Annotated in this window: 27 protein-coding genes; 18 read left to right on the top strand and 9 right to left on the bottom strand. The window is 63.4% G+C overall.

The window, feature by feature from the left end:
- Positions 1 to 68: 68 nt before the first annotated feature.
- Entirely contained in the window at positions 69 to 269 is a 201-nt protein-coding gene (locus AC0L2V_RS21440; RefSeq protein WP_128169938.1) for a YdeI/OmpD-associated family protein, read from the bottom strand.
- A 169-nt stretch (positions 270 to 438) separates the two neighbouring features.
- Between AC0L2V_RS21440 and AC0L2V_RS21435 the strand changes: the two genes are divergently transcribed.
- On the top strand, positions 439 to 894 hold the full coding sequence (locus tag AC0L2V_RS21435; protein ID WP_473510742.1) for a DUF2214 family protein: 456 nt from the start codon (positions 439 to 441) through the stop codon (positions 892 to 894).
- On the opposite strand, the gene nth is transcribed toward AC0L2V_RS21435, so the two are convergent.
- Positions 888 to 1,691: an endonuclease III gene (nth, locus tag AC0L2V_RS21430; RefSeq protein ID WP_473521123.1), complete on the bottom strand. Its 804-nt coding sequence runs from the start codon at positions 1,689 to 1,691 to the stop codon at positions 888 to 890. The genes AC0L2V_RS21435 and nth overlap by 7 nt on opposite strands.
- A gap of 22 nt (positions 1,692 to 1,713) precedes the next feature.
- Between nth and AC0L2V_RS21425 the strand changes: the two genes are divergently transcribed.
- The 5 genes from AC0L2V_RS21425 (at position 1,714) to AC0L2V_RS21405 (ending at position 6,502) form a co-directional block, all read left to right on the top strand.
- Positions 1,714 to 2,208, top strand: a complete 495-nt coding sequence (locus AC0L2V_RS21425) for a DUF2244 domain-containing protein (protein ID WP_473494327.1) — start codon at positions 1,714 to 1,716, stop codon at positions 2,206 to 2,208.
- 221 nt (positions 2,209 to 2,429) lie between these two features.
- Complete coding sequence (locus AC0L2V_RS21420) at positions 2,430 to 3,308, top strand: methylated-DNA--[protein]-cysteine S-methyltransferase (RefSeq protein ID WP_091595685.1); 879 nt, start codon at positions 2,430 to 2,432, stop codon at positions 3,306 to 3,308.
- Between the two features lie 104 nt (positions 3,309 to 3,412).
- Entirely contained in the window at positions 3,413 to 4,324 is a 912-nt protein-coding gene (locus AC0L2V_RS21415) for a ribokinase (RefSeq protein ID WP_473521122.1), read from the top strand.
- Positions 4,325 to 4,329: 5 nt separating this feature from the next.
- A complete protein-coding gene (locus tag AC0L2V_RS21410) occupies positions 4,330 to 5,778 on the top strand; it encodes an amidase (RefSeq protein WP_473521121.1) in 1,449 nt (482 codons plus the stop codon).
- Positions 5,779 to 5,887: 109 nt separating this feature from the next.
- Positions 5,888 to 6,502 carry a LysE family translocator gene (locus tag AC0L2V_RS21405; protein ID WP_023797453.1) on the top strand — a complete coding sequence of 205 codons (615 nt, stop codon included), beginning with the start codon at positions 5,888 to 5,890 and terminating at the stop codon, positions 6,500 to 6,502.
- A gap of 230 nt (positions 6,503 to 6,732) precedes the next feature.
- Here the strand turns inward: AC0L2V_RS21405 and AC0L2V_RS21400 are convergent, their stop codons facing one another.
- Positions 6,733 to 7,674, bottom strand: a complete 942-nt coding sequence (locus tag AC0L2V_RS21400; protein ID WP_473521120.1) for a nucleoside hydrolase — start codon at positions 7,672 to 7,674, stop codon at positions 6,733 to 6,735.
- Positions 7,675 to 7,816: 142 nt separating this feature from the next.
- On the opposite strand from AC0L2V_RS21400, the gene AC0L2V_RS21395 reads away from it, so the two are divergent.
- A complete protein-coding gene (locus AC0L2V_RS21395; RefSeq protein WP_023797450.1) occupies positions 7,817 to 8,242 on the top strand; it encodes an Hsp20 family protein in 426 nt (141 codons plus the stop codon).
- Positions 8,243 to 8,305: 63 nt separating this feature from the next.
- Complete coding sequence (locus AC0L2V_RS21390; protein WP_023797449.1) at positions 8,306 to 8,563, top strand: BQ00720 family protein; 258 nt, start codon at positions 8,306 to 8,308, stop codon at positions 8,561 to 8,563.
- A 91-nt stretch (positions 8,564 to 8,654) separates the two neighbouring features.
- Here the strand turns inward: AC0L2V_RS21390 and ptsN are convergent, their stop codons facing one another.
- The 6 genes from ptsN to lptC all read right to left on the bottom strand — a co-directional run bounded on the left by ptsN (position 8,655) and on the right by lptC (position 13,923).
- Positions 8,655 to 9,119 carry a PTS IIA-like nitrogen regulatory protein PtsN gene (gene ptsN / locus AC0L2V_RS21385; protein ID WP_023797448.1) on the bottom strand — a complete coding sequence of 155 codons (465 nt, stop codon included), beginning with the start codon at positions 9,117 to 9,119 and terminating at the stop codon, positions 8,655 to 8,657.
- A 106-nt stretch (positions 9,120 to 9,225) separates the two neighbouring features.
- Positions 9,226 to 9,810, bottom strand: coding sequence for a ribosome hibernation-promoting factor, HPF/YfiA family (gene hpf, locus AC0L2V_RS21380; RefSeq protein ID WP_023797447.1), 585 nt, complete (start codon positions 9,808 to 9,810; stop codon positions 9,226 to 9,228).
- A gap of 269 nt (positions 9,811 to 10,079) precedes the next feature.
- Positions 10,080 to 11,606 (bottom strand): RNA polymerase factor sigma-54, encoded by a 1,527-nt coding sequence (rpoN, locus tag AC0L2V_RS21375; RefSeq protein WP_473521119.1) that lies wholly within the window; start codon positions 11,604 to 11,606, stop codon positions 10,080 to 10,082.
- Positions 11,607 to 11,793: 187 nt separating this feature from the next.
- A complete protein-coding gene (gene lptB, locus AC0L2V_RS21370; protein WP_287230420.1) occupies positions 11,794 to 12,612 on the bottom strand; it encodes an LPS export ABC transporter ATP-binding protein in 819 nt (272 codons plus the stop codon).
- Positions 12,612 to 13,223, bottom strand: coding sequence for an LptA/OstA family protein (locus tag AC0L2V_RS21365; RefSeq protein WP_419694699.1), 612 nt, complete (start codon positions 13,221 to 13,223; stop codon positions 12,612 to 12,614). The genes lptB and AC0L2V_RS21365 overlap by 1 nt, the downstream gene beginning before the upstream one ends.
- The gene (gene lptC, locus AC0L2V_RS21360) at positions 13,210 to 13,923 is read right to left on the bottom strand and encodes an LPS export ABC transporter periplasmic protein LptC (protein ID WP_473521118.1); all 714 of its coding nucleotides are present in this window, start codon (positions 13,921 to 13,923) and stop codon (positions 13,210 to 13,212) included. The genes AC0L2V_RS21365 and lptC overlap by 14 nt, the downstream gene beginning before the upstream one ends.
- Before the next feature lie 321 nt (positions 13,924 to 14,244).
- Here lptC and sppA point away from each other — a divergent pair, with 321 nt between their 5' ends.
- From sppA to AC0L2V_RS21310, 10 genes are all read left to right on the top strand, one after another.
- Positions 14,245 to 15,198, top strand: coding sequence for a signal peptide peptidase SppA (gene sppA, locus AC0L2V_RS21355; protein WP_287074550.1), 954 nt, complete (start codon positions 14,245 to 14,247; stop codon positions 15,196 to 15,198).
- 69 nt (positions 15,199 to 15,267) lie between these two features.
- Positions 15,268 to 15,552, top strand: coding sequence for an integration host factor subunit beta (locus tag AC0L2V_RS21350; RefSeq protein ID WP_023797441.1), 285 nt, complete (start codon positions 15,268 to 15,270; stop codon positions 15,550 to 15,552).
- A gap of 81 nt (positions 15,553 to 15,633) precedes the next feature.
- Positions 15,634 to 15,966 (top strand): LapA family protein, encoded by a 333-nt coding sequence (locus AC0L2V_RS21345; RefSeq protein WP_091595569.1) that lies wholly within the window; start codon positions 15,634 to 15,636, stop codon positions 15,964 to 15,966.
- A 134-nt stretch (positions 15,967 to 16,100) separates the two neighbouring features.
- Positions 16,101 to 17,084, top strand: coding sequence for a bifunctional Delta(1)-pyrroline-2-carboxylate/Delta(1)-piperideine-2-carboxylate reductase (lhpI, locus tag AC0L2V_RS21340; protein WP_473510753.1), 984 nt, complete (start codon positions 16,101 to 16,103; stop codon positions 17,082 to 17,084).
- 141 nt (positions 17,085 to 17,225) lie between these two features.
- The gene (locus AC0L2V_RS21335; protein ID WP_473510754.1) at positions 17,226 to 17,711 is read left to right on the top strand and encodes a DUF1772 domain-containing protein; all 486 of its coding nucleotides are present in this window, start codon (positions 17,226 to 17,228) and stop codon (positions 17,709 to 17,711) included.
- Positions 17,712 to 17,802: 91 nt separating this feature from the next.
- Positions 17,803 to 18,840 (top strand): RsmD family RNA methyltransferase, encoded by a 1,038-nt coding sequence (locus AC0L2V_RS21330; protein ID WP_473510755.1) that lies wholly within the window; start codon positions 17,803 to 17,805, stop codon positions 18,838 to 18,840.
- The gene (locus tag AC0L2V_RS21325) at positions 18,841 to 19,692 is read left to right on the top strand and encodes a TrmH family RNA methyltransferase (RefSeq protein ID WP_473510756.1); all 852 of its coding nucleotides are present in this window, start codon (positions 18,841 to 18,843) and stop codon (positions 19,690 to 19,692) included.
- Between the two features lie 2 nt (positions 19,693 to 19,694).
- Positions 19,695 to 20,207: a signal peptidase II gene (lspA, locus tag AC0L2V_RS21320; RefSeq protein ID WP_473510758.1), complete on the top strand. Its 513-nt coding sequence runs from the start codon at positions 19,695 to 19,697 to the stop codon at positions 20,205 to 20,207.
- Between the two features lie 53 nt (positions 20,208 to 20,260).
- The gene (gene acuI, locus AC0L2V_RS21315) at positions 20,261 to 21,250 is read left to right on the top strand and encodes an acrylyl-CoA reductase (NADPH) (protein ID WP_473521117.1); all 990 of its coding nucleotides are present in this window, start codon (positions 20,261 to 20,263) and stop codon (positions 21,248 to 21,250) included.
- A 226-nt stretch (positions 21,251 to 21,476) separates the two neighbouring features.
- Complete coding sequence (locus AC0L2V_RS21310; RefSeq protein ID WP_473521116.1) at positions 21,477 to 23,765, top strand: response regulator; 2,289 nt, start codon at positions 21,477 to 21,479, stop codon at positions 23,763 to 23,765.
- Positions 23,766 to 23,837: the final 72 nt, after the last annotated feature.

Here is a 23,837-nt window from a genome sequence, read left to right as displayed (position 1 = left end):
TCTTCCAGCGCGAGAAACGAGGTCGAGGCGCTTCGACCGCGGGAAACTGTGACCTGACAAGCGCGATTTCAGCCGCGCCACGGCATGTTCATGTAGACGCCGCCACGCTTCAATTCGTCCAACATCTGGTCGAGCCGCTTGTGTCTTGTCTCGGGGCGTTTGGCACGAGCGATCCAGCCGAGATAGTCGTTCTTCTGATAATCCGGTCTGTCATCATAGGCCGCCATCAAACCCTGCTTTGTCAAAGCGGTTCGGATGTCGTCCGGCATTGGGTTCAAGGCGCGTTTCAGTCTGGTCATGGTCAAAATTTAGGCTGTCAGGATTTGGCGTCAACGTAGTCGCGAACTCCAGCTCCGGCATGGGAATCTTGCCGAACGATGCTACCCTTCGCATGAACTGATTCAGCGTCGCTGTGCCGTCCGACGGAGGGAAAAGGGCATGGATACCACCGATCTTCTGCTTGCCATCTTTCATCATCTGCTGGTGTTTTCACTGGCCGGCATCATCGGCGCCGAATTTGTCCTGATCCGCGGCGATCTGCCCGCGGCGACGCTTCGGCGGCTAGTCGGCATCGATCGCCATTACGGCATCATCGCCATGCTGATCATCGTTGTCGGCATCGGACGCGTCATCTACGGCCTGAAAGGTTGGGAATTCTACGTCTACAACTGGGTATTCTGGGCAAAGATGGTGGCCTTCGTCACCGTCGGGCTGCTGTCGATCATCCCGACTGTCCGCTTTGCGTCCTGGAGCAGGCAGGCCTCGGCCAGCCCCGGCTTTCAAGTGCCGGCGGCACAACTTGCATCCGTTCGAACTTATGTCCGCGCCGAAGCCTTGATCTTCCTGCTGATCCCGGTCTTCGCCGCGGCGATGGCGCGCGGCTACGGCTACTGAATTTCGCCTACCGGTTCGAGCGGCGCAATTTCGACCAGCGGCGCCGGAACATCATTCGTCTTCTCCTCGGCCTTGCAGATGTCGGCGATGACACAGATCGGGCAATCCGGTTTGCGCGCCTTGCAGACATAGCGGCCATGCAGGATCAGCCAGTGATGCGCATGGCGCATGTATTCGTCTGGAATGATCCTCAACAGCCCCTGCTCGACCTGTTCCGGCGTCTTGCCGGGCGCCAGCCGCAGCCGGTTGCCGATGCGAAAGATATGCGTGTCGACCGCCATGGTGTGCTGGCCGAAGGCCATGTTGAGCACGACATTGGCGGTCTTGCGCCCGACGCCCGGCAGCTTGACCAATTGATCGCGGTCGTCGGGCACCTCGCCACCATGATCGCGGATCAGCGCCTCCGACAGCGCGATGACGTTCTTGGCCTTGTTGCGCCAGAGCCCAACGGTGCGGATATAGTCGCCGACCTTGGCTTCGCCGAGAGCCAGCATCTTTTGCGGCGTGTCGGCGACCTTGAACAGCGCCCGCGTCGCCTTGTTGACGCCGACATCGGTCGCCTGTGCCGAAAGCACCACCGCCACCAGCAGCGTGAAGGCGTTGATGTGTTCGAGCTCGCCCTTCGGCTCGGGCCGCTGAACGGAAAAGCGTCGGAAAATCTCGTGCACTTCGGCCGGGCTGTAGCGCGAATCGGACCGCACCGGCCGGGCACGCGGTTTGGCGTTCGCGCCGTCGCGTCGGCCGGGGAGCAGTTCATTTTTGGGTGTAGAGGATTTTTTGGACTTGGGGCTCGTCATCCCCTTCCTATAATATCCCGGCATGAGCGACACAAACGCCTCATATCAGGCCGACGAGCCATTCTTCCAGGCGTTGCTGATACCGCATCGCTCGCTGGGCAAAACCGGCTTTGCCATCCTGATGGGCGCTCTGCTGTTCGGCTCGTTGGCTACCGGAGCGTTTTTCCTGTCGCGCGGCGCCTGGCCGGTGTTCGGCTTCCTGGGTCTCGACGTCATCGCCGTCTACATCGCCTTTCGCGCCAATTATCGTGCCGCCCGCGCCCGTGAGGAAGTGTCGGTCTCGCGCACCAGCCTCGACATCCGCAAGACCGCGCCATCAGGCAAATCGGAAGCACATCGCTTCAATCCGTTCTGGGCGCGTTTTTCGGTCGCCCGCCACGCCGAAATCGGCATCACCAGGATGGCGGTGGAAGCACAAGGCCAGAATGTGCCGATCGGCGGCTTCCTCAATCCCGATGACCGCGAGAGCTTTGCGTCAGCCTTTTCGCGCGCCCTGGCGACCGCGAAAGCGCGCTGAATGTGAGCGAACCGCCTCGTTCGCGAACCGGTTCTGCGGTGCCTTGCCATAAACGGCATTCGGCAGCGTCTACTTCTCCTTGGTGGGATGCATGTTTTCGCCAGCCATCGTCGGCTCCTTGCTCGAAGCCAAATCTATCTGGATGCACATGACGAGAAGGCAAGTTTCGGGTGGTGATCGGAGCCGCGAAGGACGATATTCACGATCAAGGAGATGGCCCGATGAACGCACAGACAGCTATTCTGAAGAAAGACATCACACCCGAAGGCGGTGACTACGAAGTTGTTCGGCGCGCGATCGAGAAGATCAGCCTTGACTATCGTGACCAGCCATCGCTCGAAATATTGGCCGAGGAAGTCGGCGAGACGCCGACCGGGTTGCAGAAGCTTTTCACCCGCTGGGCCGGCCTGTCGCCCAAGGCGTTTCTGCAGGCGGTCACGCTCGACCACGCGCGCAAACTGCTCGATTCCGGCATGCCGCTGCTCGAAGCCTCTTTCGAGGTCGGCATGTCAGGCCCTGGCCGGCTGCACGACCTTTTCGTCACCCACGAAGCGATGTCGCCGGGCGACTACAAGACGCGCGGCGCGGGGCTGACGATCCGCTACGGCTATCATATCTCGCCTTTCGGCATCGCCCTGATCATGGTCACAGACCGTGGGCTTGCCGGCCTTGCCTTCAGCGATGCCGGCGACGAGCGCGCGGCCTTCGCCGACATGTCCGGCCGCTGGCCGAACGCAAACTATGTCGAGGACATGGCCGCGACGGCGCCCTATGCGGCGCGCATCTTCGATCCGGCGCTGTGGCGCGCCGACCAGCCGCTACGCGTCGTCTTGATCGGCACCGACTTCCAGGTCCGCGTCTGGGAGGCCCTGCTGCGTATCCCGATGGGCAAGGCCTGCACCTATTCCTCGATCGCCGCCGGCATCGGCGCACCGAGCGCCAGCCGGGCGGTGGGTGCCGCGGTCGGCGCCAATCCGATGTCCTTCGTGGTGCCGTGTCACCGGGCTCTCGGCAAGTCCGGCGCGCTTACCGGCTACCACTGGGGCCTGACCCGCAAACGTGCCATCCTTGGCTGGGAAGCGGGACAGGTCGGATCCTGATAAAACGCCAATAGATTCGGGCCGGCAGCGCGGGTTCATCTCGCGCAGTCTGGCAAGCGGCGGCCTTACGGAGTAGCTTCCCGTAGTCAGCAGGGAGGCACCACTTGATAATCGTTGTCGGCTCGATCAACCTCGACCTTATCGCCAATGTCGACCGCTTGCCCGCACGTGGCGAGACGGTCCGTGGCTCCGGTTTCGCCACCGCACCCGGCGGCAAGGGCGCCAACCAGGCGCTGGCCGCCGCGCGCGCCGGCGCCAAGGTGCGTATGGTCGGCGCGGTCGGCAAGGACAATTTCGCCACCGAAGCGCTGGCGCTGTTGCGGGACGGCAAGATCGACCTGTCCGGTGTCGGTGAAACCTTCGCCTCGACCGGCACGGCCTTGATCATGGTCGCCGACGACGGCGAGAATGTCATTGCCGTGGTGCCGGGCGCCAATGATTCGGTCGTCACAGGCGACCTCTCCAAGGCTTTCATGAAGAAGGGCGATGTCGTGCTCCTGCAGCAGGAAATCCCGCTGCAGACTGTCGATGCAGCACTGGACGCAGCACGGGCGGCAGGCGCGGTTACCGTGCTCAACACGGCACCGTTCCGCGCAGAGGCGGCCGCCTTCCTCGCCAAGGCCGACTATGTCGTCGCCAACGAAACCGAATTCGACCTCTATGGCGAGGCGCTGTCGCTGAGCGGCCGCGATCGCCCGGCGCGGATGCGCGATTTCGCGGGGACGACCGGTCGCACAATCGTCGTCACGCTCGGCGGTGACGGCGTTCTGGCCGCCACGCCAGCCGATCTCCTGATGGTTCCGGCGCTGAACATCACCCCTGTCGATACCGTCGGCGCCGGCGACACGTTCTGCGGCTATTTCGCCGCCGGGCTGTCATCGGGCCTGCCGCTCGACCAGGCGCTCGCCCGTGCTGCAGCCGCTGGTTCGCTCGCTTGCCTGAAGCCCGGCGCCCAGCCGGCGATCCCGCTGGCGAAGGACGTCGAGGCGGCGCTCCAAAACCCGGAGGCCAGGTGAGAGCCATGCGTCCGGCCACAAACCACGCCGTGCCGCCTGCCGGCAATATCTGCCGCCTGTCCGCCGTGGATCTTGCCGAGGCGATCCGGCGCAGGCGGTTGTCGGTGCGCGAGGTGGCGACGGCATTCCTCGACCGGATCGACGCGGTAAACCCGCTGGTCAACGCCATCGTCTCGCTGCGCGACCGCGCCGACATCCTGCGCGAGGCCGACAGGGCGGACGCCCATCTGGCGCATGCAGGGCATGCCGGACCGCTGTTCGGCCTGCCGATCGCCATCAAGGATCTCGCGCAGACCAAGGGTCTCAGGACCAGCTTCGGCTCGCCGATCTTCGCCGATTTCGTGCCGCAGGAAGACGATTTCTTCGTCGAGCGCATCCGCAAGGCCGGCGCCATCATCATTGGCAAGACCAACGTTCCCGAATTCGGCCTGGGCTCCAACACCTACAACACGGTGTTCGGTTCGACACTCAATGCTTTCGACCCGGCCTTGACCGCCGGCGGTTCGAGCGGCGGCGCGGCGGTCGCACTGGCGCTCGACATGGTGCCTGTCGCCGACGGCAGCGACTTTGGCGGCTCGCTGCGCAACCCGGCCGCCTACAACAACGTCTATGGCTTCCGTCCGTCGCAGGGGCTTGTCCCGGCCGGCCCCGAGCTTGACGTCTTCCACGCACAGATGGGCGTCGAAGGACCGATGGGCCGCAGCGTGCGCGACATGGCGTTGCTGCTCGACGAGCAGGCTGGCTACGACCCTCGCGCGCCGCTCTCGCATCACAAACAGGGCTGCTTCCTGCAGGGGCTGCAAACGCCGACGGCCGGCGGCCGCATCGCCTGGCTCGGCGATCTCGGTGGTCATCTGCCGGTCGAACCCGGCATCCTTAGTCTTTGCGAGGCCGCTCTCGGCCGGTTCGCCGCGGCATCCTTTCAGACCGAAGCGCTGGTGCCGGATTTCGATTTCGAAGCGCTGTGGCAGGCCTTCGTGACGCTGCGCCAGGCGAGCAGCGGTTGTGCGCTCAAGGCGCATTACGACGATCCCTTGAAACGCGCTCTTCTGAAGCCGGAGGCCGTGTGGGAGGTGGAACAGGCGCTGCAACTCACGGCACCGCAGATCCACGCCGCCACGGTGAGGCGCTCGTCGTGGCATCGAACGTTGCTGTCACTCTTCGACCAATTCGACCTGATTGCGCTGCCGACTGCGCAGGTTTTTCCCTTTGATGTCGGTACTCCTTGGCCCAGGGAGGTGGCCGGGCGTGCCATGGACAGCTATCACCGCTGGATGCAGGTGTCAGCGCTCGCCACGCTGGGCGGCTGCCCGGCGGTCAACGTGCCGGCCGGCTTCGATGGCAGCGGCAGGCCGATGGGCATGCAATTGATCGGGCGGCCGCGCGGCGACATGGCCGTGCTGAAAGCGGCGGCAGCCTACGAGACGACGCTGCCGTGGCTGGCTGGAGCCTAAATCCAGATCAAGGTTGCCAGCGACATCTCTTGCCGGCTTGCACCCGCGTTACTGTCATGCATTGATCGCGGTCAGCCGTGTCGCAAAGCCGCATACTGTTGAGGAAACCATGTCGCTGGAACTCTATGCCACCTATCTCGTCGCCTGCCTTGTCATCATCCTGGTACCCGGACCGACGGTCACGCTGATCATCGCCAACAGCATCCGCCATGGCTCTCGCGCCGGCCTCGCCAACGTCGCCGGCACACAGGCCGGACTGGCGATCATGATCGCCATTGTCGGCATCGGATTGACCTCGCTGATCGCGGGAATGGGCCATTGGTTCGAATGGGTCAGGCTGATCGGTGCCGCCTATCTGATCTGGATGGGTGTGCAGATGTTCCGCTCCAAGGGCAAGCTGAACGCCGACGGATCGGCAAAGACACCGCGCGGCGGCTTCTTCCTGCAGGGCCTGCTGGTGGCGATCAGCAATCCCAAGACGCTGGTGTTCTTCGGCGCCTTCTTTCCGCAGTTCATCGCCCCTGACGGCAACCATGGGTTGCAGATCGGCGTGATGGGTCTCACCGCCATGATCTTTGCCGCCGTATCGGATTCGACCTACGCGCTGGCCGCCGGCCGCGCCGGACGCCTGCTTTCGGCCGGCCGCGTCAAGCTGCTGTCGCGGATAAGCGGCAGTTTTCTGGTCGGCGGCGGCCTGTGGCTGGCATTTTCAAAAGCGAAGTGAGCGGCACTCTTTTCCTTCTCCCCTCGTGGCCGCCCACGGGTCTTGCCTCCGGCAAGCCCGAGGACAGGCTCCGCGGACGGATGAGGGGTGTTCCAGCTTGGCACCAACAGCGCTCCGGCCAACACCCTCAACCGTCTCGGCGGTGCACGCAGGTCCCCCGCCCGGGGCGAGTCACGGGCCTCGCCCGCCCTTCGGGCCACAAGGCCCCACAAGGGGAGAGGGAAGCAGCCCTAAAGCCGGCCCAGCCTTTCCAGCAGCAGCGCGAACAACGCATCGTGGTCGATGTCGCGCATCACCATGGCGTTGCTCGGCCGTTTGGTCACGCCCCACCAGTCAATCACGGTCATGCCCATGGTGAGTTCCGAGGCGGTTTCCACAGCGACGTTGCAGTTGCGGCCCCTGAACAGCTCGGGTTTCAACAGATAGGCGATGACGCAAGGGTCATGCAGCGGACCGCCGTCGGTGCCGTATTTCGCTTCGTCGAATCGTTCGAAGAATTCCAGCATCTCCGCCGTGGCCGTGCCGACCCTGGTGCCGAGCTTGCGGTAGGCTTGGGTGCGCTTGGCCGTGGTCAGCGCCTTGTGGGTGACGTCGAGCGGCATCATGACGATCGGAATGCCGGATTTGAATACGACATCGGCGGCATGCGGGTCGACATAGATGTTGAATTCGGAGGTCGGGGTGACGTTGCCGCCTTCGAAGAAGCCGCCGCCCATCAGCACGATTTCCTTGATGCGCGGCGCGATCTTCGGCTCGCGGATCAGCGCCAGCGCTATGTTGGTGAGCGGACCGAGCGCGCACAGGGTGATCGTGCCGCTCTCTTCCTTCATCAGCGTCTCGACGATGAAATCGACCGCGTACTTGTCCTGCAGCTCCATGGTTGGTTCGGGCAATTGCGGTCCGTTGAGCCCGGTCTCGCCGTGCACCTCCTCGGCGGTTACCAGTTCGCGCGCCAGCGGCCGGATGGCGCCGGCATAGACCTTGATGTCGGGCCGGCCGGCCAGCTCGCAGATCTTGCGTGCATTCTTTTCGGTGAGCCTCAGCGGCACGTTGCCGGCGACGGCGGTCATGCCGACGATCTCCAGCTCGGCGCTGCCGAGCGCCAGCAATATGGCGACGGCATCGTCCTGGCCGGGATCCGTGTCGATGATGATCTTGCGGGATTGGGGCATTTCAATTCCTTTTTAGGGAGTCTTTTTGGGCGGGGATTTTGACGGCTTGAACTCGACCGCCGGGCGGACCATATCAAGACCATCGGGAAAAATGCCATACGGGTTTTTCCAGTTTATGTCGCTCTTGAGAGGACAGTGTAACATGAGCCGAATGACGCCTTTTTCCAGCCCGCTTCTCCTGGGTTTCGACGCCATGGAAAAGACCCTGGAGCGTCTGGCGAAGTCGGGTGACAGCTACCCTCCCTACAACATCGAGCGCCTCAGCGGTGCCGACGGCAAGGCCGAAAGGCTGCGTATCACGCTCGCTGTCGCCGGTTTCGCCGAAAACGATCTCGATGTGACCACGGAGGAGAACCAGTTGGTCGTGCGCGGCCGTCAGAACGATGACACCGAGCGCGAATTTCTGCACCGCGGCATTGCCGCGCGCCAGTTCCAGCGCTGTTTCGTGCTGGCCGACGGCATGCGGGTGATCGCGGCGGAGCTGAAGAACGGTCTTTTGTCGATCGATCTCGATCGGCCCGAGTCCGAACGGCTGGTACGGAAAATAAACATATCGGTGAAAGACTGATTTTTACCGATTGCTCTCATGCGAGGCGGCCTTGAACGGGGTCCTCGCAGCACGGAGGCTTAAATGACCAGAACTGACGAAAATCTTATCATGACCAGCGGCGAGTTCGCCCATCTCGGCGAAGGCTCGGTCGCCTATCTCAGGAAAATCTCGAGCGACGATCTGCGCGGCCGTTTCCCAGGCCTCGGCGAAATCGCGCCCGGGCTGGAACTGTGGGCCCTGTTTGCCGCCAACGGTCAGCCGATCCTGCTTTCCGACGCTCGCGAGCGGGCGCTGGCTGGCGCCCTGGAAAACGACCTGACCCCCGTCGCGATCCACTAAGTCGCCATCCACTAACAAGACGGCGCAGCGATCTGGTTAGAACGGACAGGGCCGCTCGCGGCGGCCCTTTAACCGAACTGATCGAAAAAACTCAGGCCGCGTGCGAGGCTTGTGTATCCGATAACAGCGCATGGATCGCGGCGGCGTCGCGGGTGCCCCTGATCTTGGCCACCGTGTCGGCGTCGCGCAGCACCCGCGCGATGCGCGACAGCGCCTTGAGATGGTCGGCGCCGGCGCCTTCGGGCGCCAAAAGCAGGAACACCAGATCGACCGGCTGGTCGTCCAGCGCCTCGAAATCGACCGGCGTCTCCAGCCGGGCGAAAACCCCGGCGATCCGCTTCACCCCGGCTAGCTTGCCATGCGGAATGGCAATGCCGTTGCCGACACCGGTCGAGCCCAGCCGTTCACGCTGCAGGATGGTGTCGAACACCTCCCGTTCCGGAATGCCGGCAATCGCCGCCGCCCTTTCGGACAGCATTTGCAGCAGTTGCTTCTTGGAGTTCGCCTTCAACGCCGGCAAGATTGCCGGAACGTTGATAAGATCGCTCAGGTCCATACTTGAAATCCCTTGTTCGCCTGCCGTCGCCAGCCCTCACTCTCGCGTGCGGCTGGTGCCTTATCCCAGTGCGGCCTTGGCCGTCAGCCCGCTGCGGCCTTGGCCGTCAGCCCTGCGCGACCTTGGTCGTAGACGGGTCGATCCAGCCGATGTTTCCGTCCGGCCGACGATAGACGATATTGAGATGCTCGTTTCCGGCGTTGCGGAAGACGAGGACCGGGCTGTCCTTGGTGTCGAGTTCGATCACGGCTGACGCCACCGACATGGTCCGCAGCGTCATGGTTGATTCGGCGACGATGGCTGGCGCGAAATTCTCCGGCATTTCCTCGTCATCGTCGGCAAGCGGCGCCATCACCGTATAGGCGACGTCGGTGGGTTCGCCATTGGCGTTGCCTGAATTATGCGACTTCAGCCGACGCTTGTAGCGGCGAAGGCGGGTCTCGAGGCGATCCGCCGCCGCCTCGAAAGCGAGCGTCGGGTCCTGCGCTTCACCGGTCGCCTGCAGCGAAGCGCCGGAATCCAGCCGGATCATGCAATCGGCCGTGTAGCGCGATCCCGATTTGACGACTACAATTTGCCCTGAAAAGCCCCGATCGAAATATTTCCCGATCACCTCTCCGACACGGTCGTTGATGCGCGTACGGAACGCATCGCCGATATCCATGTGTTTTCCTGATATGCGCAGCGTCATCTGAATACTGACCTTCCTTGCTCAGGCTTCAAACTGTCCCGAGTTTATACCCGTGGTCTGAGCGCACAAGCTTTGCGGCGTCACTTGCGCCGATTTTAAATCCGAACTTTTCCGATTGATCACAAGCCGCCTTCTTGACCGTCCCGTGGCCAACGTCGTGACGGACCATCCGCATGCGGGCAGTAGCCCGTCCCATGCGGGCGGGCTTCTAGCCACTTCATTGCGGCTTGTCAATGAAGTGCGAAAGCTGTCGAAAATTCAGTCGGAGATCAACGTCCGGCGCTGGCCAAAGCGCGTTTTTCACGCCGCCGCTGCACCGACGAGGGAATATTCATGCCCTCCCGATACTTGGCGACCGTGCGCCTGGCGATATCGACGCCGCTTTCCCGCAACATATCCACAATCGCGTCGTCGGAAAGCACGTCGGCAGGTTTCTCCTCGTCGATCAACTGCTTGATGCGGTCGCGCACCGCTTCAGACGAATGCGCGTCACCGCCACCCGACGAAGCGATCGAGGCGGTGAAGAAATAGCGCAGTTCGAACACGCCGCGCGGCGTCAGCATGTATTTGTTGGCGGTGACCCGGCTGACGGTCGATTCGTGCATGCCGATGGCGTCGGCCACCGTGCGCAGGTTGAGCGGCCTCAGGTGACGCACGCCATGGACGAGGAAGGCGTCCTGCTGGCGCACGATTTCTGAGGCAACCTTGAGGATAGTCTTCGCCCGCTGATCGAGGCTGCGCGTCAGCCAATTGGCGTTTTGCAGGCACTCCGCCAGGAAATCCTTTTCCGTCTGATTTTTCGCATGCGGCGAAACCCGAGCGAAATAGATATGGTCGACCAGCACGCGCGGCAGCGTTTCGGGGTTGAGTTCGATCACCCAGCTCCCGTCATTGGCCGCACGCACTTCGACATCGGCGATGATCGCGTCGCTGGCGCCGCCCGAAAACGCCATCCCCGGGCGCGGATCGAGCGCACGTATCTCGGCCAGCATGTCGAGCAGATCTTCCTCATCGACCCCACAAATCCGTTTCAGGGTCTGGAAATCGCGCCGGGCCAGGAGTTCGAGATTGGCAATCAAAGCCTTCATCGCAGGGTCGAACCGGTCGCGGACGGCAAGCTGCAGCGACAGGCATTCGGCAAGGTCGCGGGCAAAGATGCCGGTGGGCTCGAATGTCTGGCAGACCGCGAGCGCATTTGCCACCGCCGCTCTGTCGGTGCCGAGACGGGCGGCGATCTCAGCCATGTCGGCGCGCATGTAGCCAGCCTCGTCGAGGCCATCGGCCAGTTCGCTGGCGATCAGGCGTGCTGCCGGGTCGGCGAAGGCAAGCGCGACCTGCTCGGCGACATGCTCGCGCAGCGTGATGGCTCCGGCCGCCATGTCTCCGACGTCAAAACCGTCGGAAGCGGATGCGGAACCGTTGCCGGATGCCGATTTCCACTGGGCCGTCAGGTCGGGACCGAGCCGCTCGCTGGTGCCGGGGTCGTCGGGAAACAGGTTTTCCAGCGAAGTATCGAGCTTTTCCGAGATCGCCTCGGCGCTCCACGCCGTGTCCTTCTCGAACCAGTCGCCGGCGGTGGCCGTTTCCGGCGCGGCATCGATCTTCTGCGCCTGGTCGCTGACGGCATCGTCTTGCGGCTCGGCGCGCTCGAGCAAAGGATTGCGCTCGATCTCGTCGTCGATGAAGCGTTCCAGCTCGATGTGGGTGAACTGCAGCAGCCGTATCGACTGCATGAGTTGCGGCGTCATCACCAGCGACTGGGACTGTCGTAGCTGTAGTTTTGCCGCCAACGCCATGGTTCGGTTCAAACGCCCTGTCTACGCATCGGACTGCCGGAAGGAGTTCGGCATAGAAACTGGCCCGGCTTTTGCTTGTCAAGGCGACGGCGATCAAAACTCGCCTGTCCGTGCGTATTCCGACGAGAAATCGAAGAACAAGCTCTGTCTCGCGTCAAAAACCGCGTCTGGACAGAAATTTTCACGCTTAGAGTGTAAACCCCTCACCGAGATAAAGCCGCCGCACATCCGGGTTTGCAACCACTTCGTCGGCCCGGCCATGGGTCAACACCTGGCCGGCATGGATGATGTAGGCGCGGTCGATCAGGCCGAGCGTCTCGCGGACATTGTGATCGGTGATGAGCACGCCGATGCCGCGCGCCGTCAGATGGCGCACGAGTTGCTGGATGTCGGCGACGGCGATCGGATCGATGCCGGCGAAAGGCTCGTCGAGCAGCATGTATGCGGGGCGGGTCGCCAGGGCGCGCGCGATTTCAAGGCGCCGCCGCTCGCCGCCGGAAAGCGACAGCGACGGGGCCTTGCGCAGATGGCTGATGTGAAACTCCTCGAGCAGTTCGTCGAGAATGCGTTCGCGCTCCTTGCGGCTCTTCTCGACCACTTCGAGCACGGCACGGATGTTTTGCTCGACGCTCAAGCCGCGAAAGATCGACGCCTCCTGCGGAAGGTAGCCGATGCCAAGGCGGGCGCGGCGGTACATCGGCATAGAGGTGACATCGAAGCCGTCGATTTCGATCGTGCCTTCGTCGACCGGCACCAGGCCGGTGACCATGTAGAAGCAGGTGGTCTTGCCGGCGCCGTTAGGGCCGAGCAGCCCGACCGCCTCACCGGCGCGCACGCCGATCGTCACGCCACTGACGACTTTGCGGCCCTTGTAGCTTTTGGTCAGCCCTTTGGCGATCAGGGTTCCCTTGAATTTTACCTGATCGAGGCTAATCGCGGCCGGTGCCGCAAGTTTGCTGGCGGCGCGTCCTGGAAGACGCGCCAACAGCGATGCTACGTCGACCATCAGGGGTTCGCCGCTCCCGACTTCGGCGGCGTGATCGACATCATGACGCGTCCACCGCCGCAGGGGTCGACCTGGGCCAGACCGCTCTTCATCTGCACGGTCAGCTTGCAGCCGACCAGTACATTGTCGCCTTGCGAGAGCACGACTTTGCTGCCTGAAAGCACCAGCACTTCCGTCTTCATGTCGAAGGTGCCGCTGTCGCCCGTGGCGACCTGGTCGTCCGATTTGATATAGACCTTGTTGGCGACCTCCAGACGGTCAATGTCGGCCGAGCCGGTCATCGCGGCACCCGAGGCCTGCTCACCCTTGGCGGCAGCGTCCGGGTCCTTGACGTAATAGACCGTCATCTTGCCGGCCTTGAGCAAGGTCGGACCCTGGACGACGTTTACATTGCCTGTGAACACCGCGACGCTGTCCGCCTGACGGACCTCGAGCTTGTCGCTTTCGATCTGGATGGGCTTGTCCCCGGACAGTTTGAGGCCCGACAGCTGGCTGGTGGTCCTGGACTGCGCCAGAGCCGGCGCCGCCCCCAAAGCCAGCCCCAAAGCCAGCCCAACAGCCGGCAACGCCGAAGCCGCGGCCACGAGCCGTGTCGAACTACTGAACCGCATTGGATTCTCCGCTCATTGCCTCTGCCGCCTTCAAGCTGGCGGGATCGATGTTGACACGCACTCTGTTCTCGAAAACCACGATCTTGCCGTTGTCCTGGACAGACATCGAATCCGCGGTAATCCGCGACCCGCCACGGCTGACGTCGACCGGATCGTTCGTCTTCATAGTGCCTTTGCCCATGTCGAGAAAGACCGATTTGAACTTTGCCGCCAGGCCATCTGTGGTGGTTATGGTGACATCGCTGGTCAGGCTCATCGTGTTGCCATCGCGATTGAAGCTACCGTGCGGGGCATTGATGGCCGCCACATTGTCGGTTGATATCGGCAGCTTGGCGTCGATGCCTTCCAGATTGATGATGCCTTGCTGGCTCACGTCCTGTATGGCGCGTAAAGCCGTCATGGAATAGGGCAGTTTCTGCTTGGTGAACCCGTTGAGCTTGGGGTTGGCCATCACCAGCTTGCCATTGGCGAACGCGCTGGCGTCGGCCTGGACCTGGATTGAGCCAGGTGCCACGAGATAGGAATAGACTGGGACGGCGACCGCGATCGCGGCAGCGGCCAGCGGCACCGCCAGCTTCAAGATACGCACGCGGCGCGAATGGCGCTGGGCGATGCCGAAGGCGTCGACTCGCGCCGGGCCTACGTCCGGGGAAGCCAACTCCGTCTCGGTGTTGGTCGGTTCGATCGGTCGCGCTAACATAACTGCTTTCTTCTAAACCCCTGCCGCCAAGCACCCCTATAGGTGGGATGCCGGCGCCCTCAAGCAAGCACAAGCGGAGGAAAACCGCAAAAGTGTGACGGTTGCTGTTGCACAAACGAAAATGAAACCGGCACAACTTGCACGTCATACCAGATACGGGCCGACAGCGTTAGGGGCTGTGGATTGGTCTTTTATGTTCTCTCGAAACGCCGTCTCGCCAACGTCGAGACCTTGTCTTTGGCGCAAGCTCGTCAGGAATCGGTAGCCGGGCGCGGGCGGTTGCTTTAAAAGCATCTGCTCCCACCGACTATGAGGCTGACCATGGTACTGAGAGCCGACGACCTGATCGACCGCCGCCGCTTGCGCCGCAAGCTGACATTCTGGCGCGTTGCAGCGCTTGTTGTCGCAGCAGCCGGGCTGATTGCCTTTTCGACCTGGATTTACGGCGATGACTTCACTGGCGCGGCGATCGACCATATCGCCAAGGTCAAGATCGAGGGCACCATCACCGAAGACGACGACCTGATCAAGCAACTGGACGCCATCCGTCAATCCTCGAGGGTGAAAGCTGTAATCCTGTCGATCGATTCACCTGGCGGCACCACCGTCGGCGGCGAATCGATCTACGAGGCAGTGCGCAAGCTGGCCGCCGAGAAGCCGGTAGTGGCCCAGGTCGGCACGCTGGCCGCATCGGCGGGCTATATGATCGCCACCGCGACCGATCATATCGTCGCGCGCAAATCGTCGATTGTCGGCTCGATAGGCGTGCTGATCCAGTATCCGGACGTCAGCGGCCTTATGAACAAACTCGGCGTCAAGCTCGAGGAAGTGAAATCCTCGCCGTTGAAGGCTTCGCCATCGCCTTTCAAGCCGACCAATGACGACGAGCGCACCATGGTCCGCAAGCTCATCCTCGACAGCTACGACTGGTTCGTCGGCATCGTCGCCGAACGCCGCAAGATGACCAAACCGGAGGCGCTGGCGCTGGCCGACGGATCGATCTTCACCGGCCGGCAGGCCGTTGCCAACAAATTGGTCGACGCGGTCGGCGGCGAGACCGAAGCGATCGACTGGCTCGCAACCAAGGGCATCGACGCCAAGCTCAAGGTGGTGGAGTGGAAGGACGCGGAAAGCGGCGGCTTCCTGTTCTCGAAGGCGATGGCACGAACCATCGGCAGTGCGCTCGGCCTGCCCGACTATGGCGGCGACATCATTCACGAACTTGGTGCCGATCGCTTGTTTCTTGACGGTCTGGTTTCCGTCTGGCACCCTTGAGACGAGTGAAAAAAGCAAATAAAATCATCCTCATAATTTGACCGCAGTGTTTTCACGGGGAGCCTTCTCATGATCAAATCCGAACTTGTGCAGATCATCGCCACACGCAACCCGCACCTTTTCCTGCGTGACGTCGAAAACATTGTCGGCGCGATTTTCGACGAGATCACCGACGCGCTCGCCGAAGGCAACCGGGTCGAGCTGCGCGGTTTCGGCGCTTTCTCGGTGAAAAACCGCCCCGCCCGCACCGGCCGCAATCCGCGTACCGGCGAATCCGTCGAGGTCGAGGAGAAATGGGTGCCGTTCTTCAAGACCGGCAAGGAATTGCGTGAAAGGCTGAACAGCGGCAAATAAGCGCCGCGCGGGCTCATGCGCCATGCCGGCCTTTTCAGGAGGCCCGGCCTTTGGTAGAGCGCGCCTTCGACAGGAAATTCTATGTTCAATCGTTTCATGCTCATCGTGGTCTTCGTGCCGCTGGCCGTCATTCTGATTGCGCTGGCGGTCGCCAACCGCGATCCGGTTGCCTTCACCCTGGACCCATTCAACCCCGGCAATCCGGCGCTGACGATGACGCTGCCGCTTTTCATCTTCCTGTTCGTGGCCCTCGCCATCGGCATGATCGTCGGCAGCCTGGCGACCTGGATCAAGCAGGGCCGCTATCGCAAGCTGGCGCGCCAGCGCGGCGTCGAGGCCGAGAACTTGCGCCAGGCGGTCAGCCGGGCACCGGCCGCGCAACAAGGCCCCTCCTTGCCGAAGCCGACGGGCTGAGCCGGAACCGCCGCGCGTCCTTTTTGGGCGCGCAAAGGACGCTGTACCATTTTTGATTGCGCATGATCTTTGCAGAAAATCGCTTCTGATTTCGCGGTCATGCGTCAGGCGTATTTCTCTCGACGGAGTTTCTTATGTTGAGCATTTCGGCGGCCGAGGTCGATCAGGCGCTGACCTTTCCCGGCCTGGTCGAAACGCTGCGCGCGGCTTTTCGCGATGGCGCGGTACAGCCGGTCAGGCACCACCATACGGTCGAACGGCCCGACGGCGCGGCCTCGACCCTGCTCCTGATGCCGGCCTGGACCGACTTCAATGCCGCCGGCTCGTCGGCAGGCGGCCATATCGGTGTCAAGATCGTCACCGTGTCGCCCGACAACAACGCCGTGGGCAAACCCGCTGTGATGGGGCTTTACCTCCTGCTCGACGGTGCGACCGGCGAGCCTGAAGCCATGATCGACGGCCAGCGGCTGACGCAGTGGCGCACGGCCTGCGCCTCGGCGCTGGCAGCCTCCTATCTGGCCCGCGAGGACGCTTCGCGGTTGCTGGTGGTCGGCGCCGGCGCGCTGTCGCCGTTCCTCGCCAGGGCGCATTGCGCGGTGCGGCCGATCACCGTCATCCGCATCTGGAACCGCACGCCGGCCAATGCCGAAAAGGTTGCGGCGGAATTGCGCGCCGAGGGCTTTGCGGCCACCGCCGCGAGCGATCTCGACGCCGAACTCGGCCAGGCCGACATCGTTTCGTCGGCGACGATCACGACCACGCCGCTGATCAAGGGCGCGCTGTTGAAGCCGGGGACCCATGTCGATCTGGTCGGCGGCTTCACGCCGGCCATGCGCGAAAGCGACGACGATGCGATTGCGCGCGCCCGCGTCTACGTCGACACCCGGGCCGGCGCCACCAAGGAAGCGGGCGACATCGTCCAGCCGCTGGCCTCGGGCGTGCTGGAGGCGCAAGCCATCGTCGCCGACCTGCATGAATTGGCACGCGACCAGAAGAAGGGCCGGCAGAGCCCCGGTGAGATCACGCTGTTCAAATCGGTCGGCGCAGCCCTCGAAGACCTCGCCGCCGGCATTGCGGTGTACAAGGCGCGGAGTAGGGTAGTAGGCAGTAGGCAGTAGGCAGTAGGCAGTAGGGGAGCCGTACAAATCGAGCGGCTTCGTGCAAGCCATGCTTTCCCTATTCACTTACTCACCTACTGCCTACTGCCTTACTCCCTTCCCTTCGGAACGTCTCCGGCGTCACCCCGTTGTTCGGGCGTTATGGAGATACGCGGGTTCCTGTTGTTCTGGTCCATCTTGGCCGCCGTTGTCGCGGCGCTCAGCCTTGGACCATCCTTCGCCCATGTCCTGGAATCAGCTCCTCGGCTGACGAAATGGTCGCCTTCTCTCTGGCGCGAGACGACTGTCTTCAACGCCCAGTTCCAGCTGTTTGCCGTCATTGGCGCGCCACTGGACCTGGCCGCGATCGGCTGTCCGGGACTGCTCGCTTGGATGCTGCGCAATGACCGTCCAGCGTTCTGGTATGCGTTGGCCGCTGCCGTGATCTATGCGGTGTCTCTTGCGATGTGGTTTGCTCTCGTCAAGCCGGCGAACGATATTCTGGCCACTTGGGTGCCTGGCCCGATTCCGGAGAATTTCGAAGCGATCCGGCTGCGCTGGGAAACAGGCCATATGATCGTCGCCGGCTTCAAGGCCGTCGGTTTCGTATCGCTGGTTGCCGCCCTGCTCTTCATCAAGCGCGGCTGACCGGTTCGGAAATGTCCGGCGACTGCGTTTGTTGCGCCGGTGAATGTGCTGTGGCAGAAGCGGGCCACGTCGCCCCAGGAGATGCTCTTCCTTGAAACCTTTTCGCGACAAACGCCGCGACAGCCGCTCGCATCAGCTCGCAAAGGGCGGGGCGGAACCGCGCGCAACCGGCGCATCGGGCAACCGCACCGAGCCGATAGCCGCGCCGCGCGTCCTTTCCCGCCGCGACGGCGCCCTGCCCGCCGAACACCTGCCGCTGATCCTCGAAGTCGCGCCCAACGCCGACTACGCGTTGCTCGACAGCGGTGCCGGACAGAAGCTCGAGCAGTACGGCCCCTATCGCATCGTTCGGCCTGAAGGCCAGGCGATCTGGCAAAAAGCGTTGCCGGCCAAAGACTGGGACCGCGCCGACGCCATTTTCACCGGCGACACCGACGAGGAAGGCATCGGCCGCTGGCGTTTCCCCAGGACGCCGCTCGGCGAAACCTGGCCAATGAAGCATGACGGCATCGATTATCTCGGCCGCTTCACCTCGTTTCGCCATGTCGGCGTGTTCCCCGAGCAGGCCTCGCACTGGGATCACATGGCCGGGCTGATCGCGGCGGCGAAGCGGCCGGTCAAAGTGCTGAATCTGTTCGGCTATACCGGCCTTGCCTCGCTGGTGGCGGCGCGCGCCGGCGCCGAGGTCACCCATGTCGATGCTTCCAAGAAGGCGATCGGCTGGGCCAGGGAGAACCAGGAGATGGCGGGCCTGTCGCAAAAGCCGATCCGTTGGATCGTCGACGACGCCCTAAAATTCGCCGAGCGCGAGGAGCGCCGAGGCAGCCGTTACGACATCGTCCTGTTCGATCCGCCCGCCTATGGCCGTGGCCCCAGGGGCGAGGTCTGGCAATTGTTCGAGGATCTGCCGGCTCTGACCGACCTCTGCCGCTCGGTCCTGACGCCGAAGCCGCTCGCTGTCGTGCTGACCGCCTATTCGATCCGCGCTTCCTTCTTCGCCATCCATGCCTTGATGCGCGACACTTTTGCCGGCATGGGCGGCACGGTCGAATCCGGCGAACTGATTATCCGCGAGAAATCCGCCGGCCGGGCGCTGTCCACCTCGCTGTTTTCGCGCTGGGTGGCCTGAATGAGCGAGCGGCACGCCGGCGCGCCAGGGCAGGTGAAGGAAGTCACCAGCCTTGCCAATCCGTTGATCAAGGACATCAAGGCGCTCTCGCTGAAGAAATACCGCGACCAGCAGAACGCATTCATGGCCGAGGGGCTGAAGCTGGTCATCGACGCGCTCGACCTCGGCTGGTCGATCCGGACGCTGGTCTTCGCCAAAGCCGGACGCGGCAACGCGGCGGTCGAAAAGGTCGCGGCACGCACGGTTGCCGCCGGCGGCACCGTGCTCGAAGTTTCGGAAAAAGTGCTCGTCGCCATCACGCGCCGCGACAACCCGCAAATGGTGGTCGGCGTCTTTTCGCAAAAGTTCCTGCCGCTGAAGGACATCCGCGCTCAAGACGGCGATGTCTGGGTGGCGCTCGACCGCGTGCGCGATCCCGGCAATCTCGGTACCGTCATCCGCACCGTCGATGCCGTTGGCGCCAAGGGCATCATCCTGGTCGGCGAGACCACCGATCCTTTTTCCGTCGAGACCGTGCGCGCCACGATGGGCTCGATCTTCGCCGTGCCGGTCGCCAAGGCGACGCCGGAAGCCTTCCTTGCGTGGCGAAAAAGCTTTCCTGGCCTGGTTGCCGGCACACATCTGAAGGGTGCGGTCGATTACCGTTCGGTCGACTTTTCCAAAGGCCCGGTGCTGCTGATGATGGGCAACGAACAGCAGGGCCTGCCCGAAAGCCTGGCCGAAAGCTGCGACAGATTGCTGCGGATTCCACAGTCTGGTCGGGCCGATTCGCTCAATCTCGCGGTGGCCACCGGCATCATGCTGTTCGAGGTCCGGCGCCGCGCGCTGAAACTTGCCCCGGAGGGCGCCTGACCGTGACATCCCGAACGGTGAAAGCCCCAACGGCAAAATCCTGGTTGCCCTACGTCGTGCTGGTCGCCGCCGCGGTGACGCTCGACCAGTGGGTGAAATATCTGGTCGAGACCGGCCTCCCTTTTCAGGAAAAGGTCGATCTTGTCCCGTTCCTGGCATTGTATCGCACCTACAACACCGGCATCGCCTTCTCGATGTTTTCGTCCTTCGGTGACACCGGCCTGGTGGTCATCGCCGCTTTTGTCGTCGCTTTCGTGCTCTATCTCGCGGCCCGCACTCCGCCCGGCCACGTGCTTACCCGCATCGGCTTTGCGCTGATCGTCGGCGGCGCGCTCGGCAATCTGTTCGACCGCGTTACCTATGGTCACGTGATCGACTACATCCTGTTTCACACCCCAATATGGTCCTTCGCCATCTTCAACCTCGCCGACGCCTTCATCGCAGTCGGCGCGGTGGTGGTCGTCCTCGACGAACTCATTGGTTGGCGGCGTGAGGCCAAGCCCTCAAGCGATTGACCTGGCCTTCTGCCGCCATACAGTGTCCCATTCAAGAAGCCCGAGGAGAAGACATGCCCGAAACCTTCAAAGCCATCCTCGTTTCGCGCGACGCCGAGAAGAAGCAGTCGGTCGCGATCACCGACCTTACCGAAGCCGACCTGATGGAAGGCGATGTCACCGTCGCCGTCGAGGCGACGACGGTGAACTACAAGGACGGCCTCGCCATATCCGGCAAGGCGCCGGTGATCCGCCGCTGGCCGCTGGTGCCGGGCATTGATTTCGCCGGCACCGTCATCTCGTCCTCCCATGCCGACTGGCGCACGGGGGACAAGGTCATATTGAACGGCTGGGGTGTCGGCGAGACGCATTTTGGCGCCTATGCCGAGCGCGCCCGTGTCAAGGGCGACTGGCTGGTGCCGCTGCCCCAGGGCATGAGCCTGCATGATGCGATGGCGGTCGGCACGGCAGGTTACACCGCCATGCTTTGCGTTATCGCGCTGGAACGGCACGGCATCGTGCCGGAACGCGGCCCCATCGTGGTGACGGGCGCGGCCGGCGGCGTCGGCTCGGTCGCGGTTTCGATTCTGTCCAGCCTCGGCTATCACGTCGTCGCCTCGACCGGCCGCAGCGCTGAAAGTTCCTACCTGACCGACCTGGGTGCTTCGGAGGTGATATCGCGCGACGAGCTTGCCCAGCCGGCAAAGCCGCTCGCCAAGGAACGCTGGGCCGGCGGCGTCGACGCGGTCGGCAGTCACACCCTGGCCAATGTCCTTTCGATGACCTCCTATGGCGGCGCCGTCGCCGCCTGCGGCCTGGCCGGCGGCATGGATCTGCCGACGAGCGTCGCCCCGTTCATCCTGCGCGGCGTTTGTCTGCTCGGCATCGATTCGGTGATGGCGCCAAAAACGGTCCGCATGGAGGCGTGGCGCCGCATCGGCACGGACCTCGACCTCCAGAAGCTCGCCAACCTGTCCACGACCATCGGCTTCGATGGCATCATCGACGCCGCGCACGATATCGTCGAGGGCAAGGTCCGCGGTCGCTTGGTGGTGGACATGTGAGCTCTTCCTTCTCCGATTTTTAATGCATGTCGAGCAAAAAGCATGCCCTCGGGCCTGCAGCGGTTTGCGATAACGGCATGCATAAAAACAGTAACCTGAAGCGCCTCGCATGAGGCCGGCCAAACGCGACGCGCTTCAGGAGCGGAGAGGCAAAAAACGCGCGACCGCTAAAATTCGAACGATCCGCGGCAATTTTCCATAATCTCTGTCTGGCAAGGGTTTCCGCATGGTCACGGAATCCGGCATCAGAGAAACAGAGAGCGCCGAAAACGTCGACGGGATCGGCCCGGAGGCGCCAAGCCGGCAGCATATCGCGGCGCCGCCACTGGCGCCTGAATTGCCCGCCGCCAATCGCGAAGGCCTGCCGTTCCTGATGCTCGTCGCCATCGTCGTGCTGGCGGGCCTGTCGCATCTGACCGGCGCGCCGATCTTCATCACCGTCGGGCTTTTGTCGACTGGCATGGCAGGCCTTGCCGTGCATCTGCGTGCCAGGCGCACGGCGCGCCGCACGGTTGCGCTGCTTGGCGAGACCGCAGCGCGCAGCCGCGCCGAGGTTGAGAGCCTGGCCGACCGCGTGTGGGAGATGCAGGAGAGCGAGGAACGCTTTCGCGGGCTGATCGACGCGCTTGGCGATCTCGTCGTCCATCGCGACCGTGACGCCCACATCGTCTATGCCAACAAGGTTTTCGCCGAGCTTGTCGGAGCCGACCAGCGCGACCTTGCCGGCAAGGCCCTGGCCGACCTCGGCATCGACGTCGGCATCGTTCCCGATGCCGCTTTTTCCGACCATGAATGCCTGAGCTCCACCGACGTCGCCATTAGAACACCGAGCGGCCCGCGCTGGTTCTCATGGATCGAACTGTCCGTGCGCGACAAGGAGAGCGGCGCTGTCTCGCATCGCGCCATCGCCCGCGACATTACCGCCCGCAAGCACGCCGAAACGTCGCTGATCACCGCCCGCGAGCGAGCCGAATATGCAAGCCAGGCCAAATCGCGCTTCCTCGCCACCGTCAGCCACGAGATCCGCACGCCGATGAACGGCATCATGGGCATGGCCAAGCTGCTGGCGGACACCGGGCTCTCGCCGCAACAACGGACCTATGTCGGCGCCATCTCGACCTCGGCCAGCGCGCTGCTGGCGCTGATCGAGGACCTGCTCGACTATTCCAAGATCGAGGCAGGCCGCTTCGATCCCGAACCGCAGCCAATGTCGGTGCGCGAGATCGCCGACAACATCGTGGAACTCCTGGCGGCGCGTGCCTTCGCCAAGAACATCGGCCTTGGCTGCCATGTCGAACCCGACGTGCCGCAGATGATATCAGCCGATCCTGGAAGGGTCAGGCAGGTGCTGCTCAACCTCATCGGCAACGCCATCAAGTTCACCGACAGCGGCGGCGTGTTGGTGAGCATCGCTCGTGCCCGCACCGAAACCACCGACCGCATAGGCTTCACCGTCACCGACACCGGTCCCGGCCTGCACGAGGACGACTTGGAGCGCATCTTCGAGGAATTCGAACAGGCTGACGGCACGTCGACCCGCGCGCATGGCGGCGCCGGGCTCGGTCTTGCCATCTCCAGGCGCCTGGTGATCGCCATGGGCGGCACGATCTCGGTGTCGAGCCAGCTCGGCCAGGGTTCGGAATTCGTCTTCGAAATCCCTGCAATATCGGCCACCGAGCCGCCGCAGAGCCGTCGAGATGCGCTGTCAGGGCGGCGCGCCGTGATCCTGTCGAAGAACGCCATCGAGGCCGACGCCATCGCCCGCACCATCCGCGCCAATGGCGGCAAGGTCGATCTGGCCACCACCGCCGCCCAGGCAGCGTCCTTCGCCGAAGACTGCGACGCGCTTTTGGTCGATGCGGCCATGGAGGAAGGCGACGGCAGGTTGCTCAAACGCCTTCGCCAGAGCGGCTTTGCCGATTGCGAGGCGATCACACTGATCGCGCCAACCGACCGCGGCATGCTGGGCGAGTTCCGCGCCAGCGGCTACGCCACCTTTCTGGCAAGGCCGGTGCGTGGCGAAACGTTGCTTCGCGTGCTTTTGACCAGCAGCGTGCCTGCCCTCACCCAGCCGCAGCCGGAAAAGCGCGGCGCACCAACCGCCCGCGCCATTGGCGGCCGGCGGCGGGGCCTGTCCGTGCTGATCGCCGAGGATAACGACATCAACGCCATGCTTGCCCGTGCCACGCTGCTAAAGGCCGGGCATCGCGTGAAACTGGTCGGCAACGGCAAGGCCGCCGTCGAGGCCGTCACCGGCACCGACCACAAGTACCGCTTCGACGTGGTGCTGATGGACCTGCACATGCCTGTCATGGACGGGCTGGACGCGATCGCCGCCATCCGCCGGCACGAGGAGGAAACCGCCGTGTCGCCGGTTCCGATCATGGTGCTGTCGGCGGACAGTCAGGAAACGACCCGCCACGCAGTGCTCGCCCATGGCGCCAGCGGCTTCGTCACCAAGCCGCTCGACCCCGACGCGCTTGTCCATGCGGTCGAGGGTCACGTCGCCGCTTGATCCGCCGGCTGTCCTTGCCTGGCTTACCTGCAGAACATAGCCGGTTGAAGGGTTGACCAGCCGACGAAGTAT

The sequence above is a fragment of the Mesorhizobium sp. WSM4814 genome, assembly GCF_055811595.1.
Note: the sequence above shows the minus strand (reverse complement) of the source record. Positions and strands in the feature narration are given on the sequence as shown.

Excerpts from the sequence above, each read along its gene's own strand:
- AC0L2V_RS21395 (WP_023797450.1), top strand. The coding sequence starts at position 7,817 with ATGAGCCGAATGACGCCTTTTTCCAGCCCGCTTCTCCTGGGTTTCGAC.
- AC0L2V_RS21410 (WP_473521121.1), top strand. The coding sequence starts at position 4,330 with ATGCGTCCGGCCACAAACCACGCCGTGCCGCCTGCCGGCAATATCTGC.
- AC0L2V_RS21400 (WP_473521120.1), bottom strand. The coding sequence starts at position 7,674 with ATGCCCCAATCCCGCAAGATCATCATCGACACGGATCCCGGCCAGGAC.
- AC0L2V_RS21390 (WP_023797449.1), top strand. The coding sequence starts at position 8,306 with ATGACCAGAACTGACGAAAATCTTATCATGACCAGCGGCGAGTTCGCC.
- AC0L2V_RS21440 (WP_128169938.1), bottom strand. The coding sequence starts at position 269 with ATGCCGGACGACATCCGAACCGCTTTGACAAAGCAGGGTTTGATGGCG.
- AC0L2V_RS21435 (WP_473510742.1), top strand. The coding sequence starts at position 439 with ATGGATACCACCGATCTTCTGCTTGCCATCTTTCATCATCTGCTGGTG.
- AC0L2V_RS21350 (WP_023797441.1), top strand. The coding sequence starts at position 15,268 with ATGATCAAATCCGAACTTGTGCAGATCATCGCCACACGCAACCCGCAC.
- AC0L2V_RS21335 (WP_473510754.1), top strand. The coding sequence starts at position 17,226 with ATGGAGATACGCGGGTTCCTGTTGTTCTGGTCCATCTTGGCCGCCGTT.
- AC0L2V_RS21365 (WP_419694699.1), bottom strand. The coding sequence starts at position 13,223 with ATGCGGTTCAGTAGTTCGACACGGCTCGTGGCCGCGGCTTCGGCGTTG.
- AC0L2V_RS21310 (WP_473521116.1), top strand. The coding sequence starts at position 21,477 with ATGGTCACGGAATCCGGCATCAGAGAAACAGAGAGCGCCGAAAACGTC.
- AC0L2V_RS21345 (WP_091595569.1), top strand. The coding sequence starts at position 15,634 with ATGTTCAATCGTTTCATGCTCATCGTGGTCTTCGTGCCGCTGGCCGTC.
- hpf (WP_023797447.1), bottom strand. The coding sequence starts at position 9,810 with ATGACGCTGCGCATATCAGGAAAACACATGGATATCGGCGATGCGTTC.
- nth (WP_473521123.1), bottom strand. The coding sequence starts at position 1,691 with ATGACGAGCCCCAAGTCCAAAAAATCCTCTACACCCAAAAATGAACTG.
- acuI (WP_473521117.1), top strand. The coding sequence starts at position 20,261 with ATGCCCGAAACCTTCAAAGCCATCCTCGTTTCGCGCGACGCCGAGAAG.
- lptB (WP_287230420.1), bottom strand. The coding sequence starts at position 12,612 with ATGGTCGACGTAGCATCGCTGTTGGCGCGTCTTCCAGGACGCGCCGCC.
- AC0L2V_RS21425 (WP_473494327.1), top strand. The coding sequence starts at position 1,714 with ATGAGCGACACAAACGCCTCATATCAGGCCGACGAGCCATTCTTCCAG.
- AC0L2V_RS21405 (WP_023797453.1), top strand. The coding sequence starts at position 5,888 with ATGTCGCTGGAACTCTATGCCACCTATCTCGTCGCCTGCCTTGTCATC.
- ptsN (WP_023797448.1), bottom strand. The coding sequence starts at position 9,119 with ATGGACCTGAGCGATCTTATCAACGTTCCGGCAATCTTGCCGGCGTTG.
- lhpI (WP_473510753.1), top strand. The coding sequence starts at position 16,101 with ATGTTGAGCATTTCGGCGGCCGAGGTCGATCAGGCGCTGACCTTTCCC.
- sppA (WP_287074550.1), top strand. The coding sequence starts at position 14,245 with ATGGTACTGAGAGCCGACGACCTGATCGACCGCCGCCGCTTGCGCCGC.
- lptC (WP_473521118.1), bottom strand. The coding sequence starts at position 13,923 with ATGTTAGCGCGACCGATCGAACCGACCAACACCGAGACGGAGTTGGCT.
- rpoN (WP_473521119.1), bottom strand. The coding sequence starts at position 11,606 with ATGGCGTTGGCGGCAAAACTACAGCTACGACAGTCCCAGTCGCTGGTG.
- AC0L2V_RS21325 (WP_473510756.1), top strand. The coding sequence starts at position 18,841 with ATGAGCGAGCGGCACGCCGGCGCGCCAGGGCAGGTGAAGGAAGTCACC.
- AC0L2V_RS21420 (WP_091595685.1), top strand. The coding sequence starts at position 2,430 with ATGAACGCACAGACAGCTATTCTGAAGAAAGACATCACACCCGAAGGC.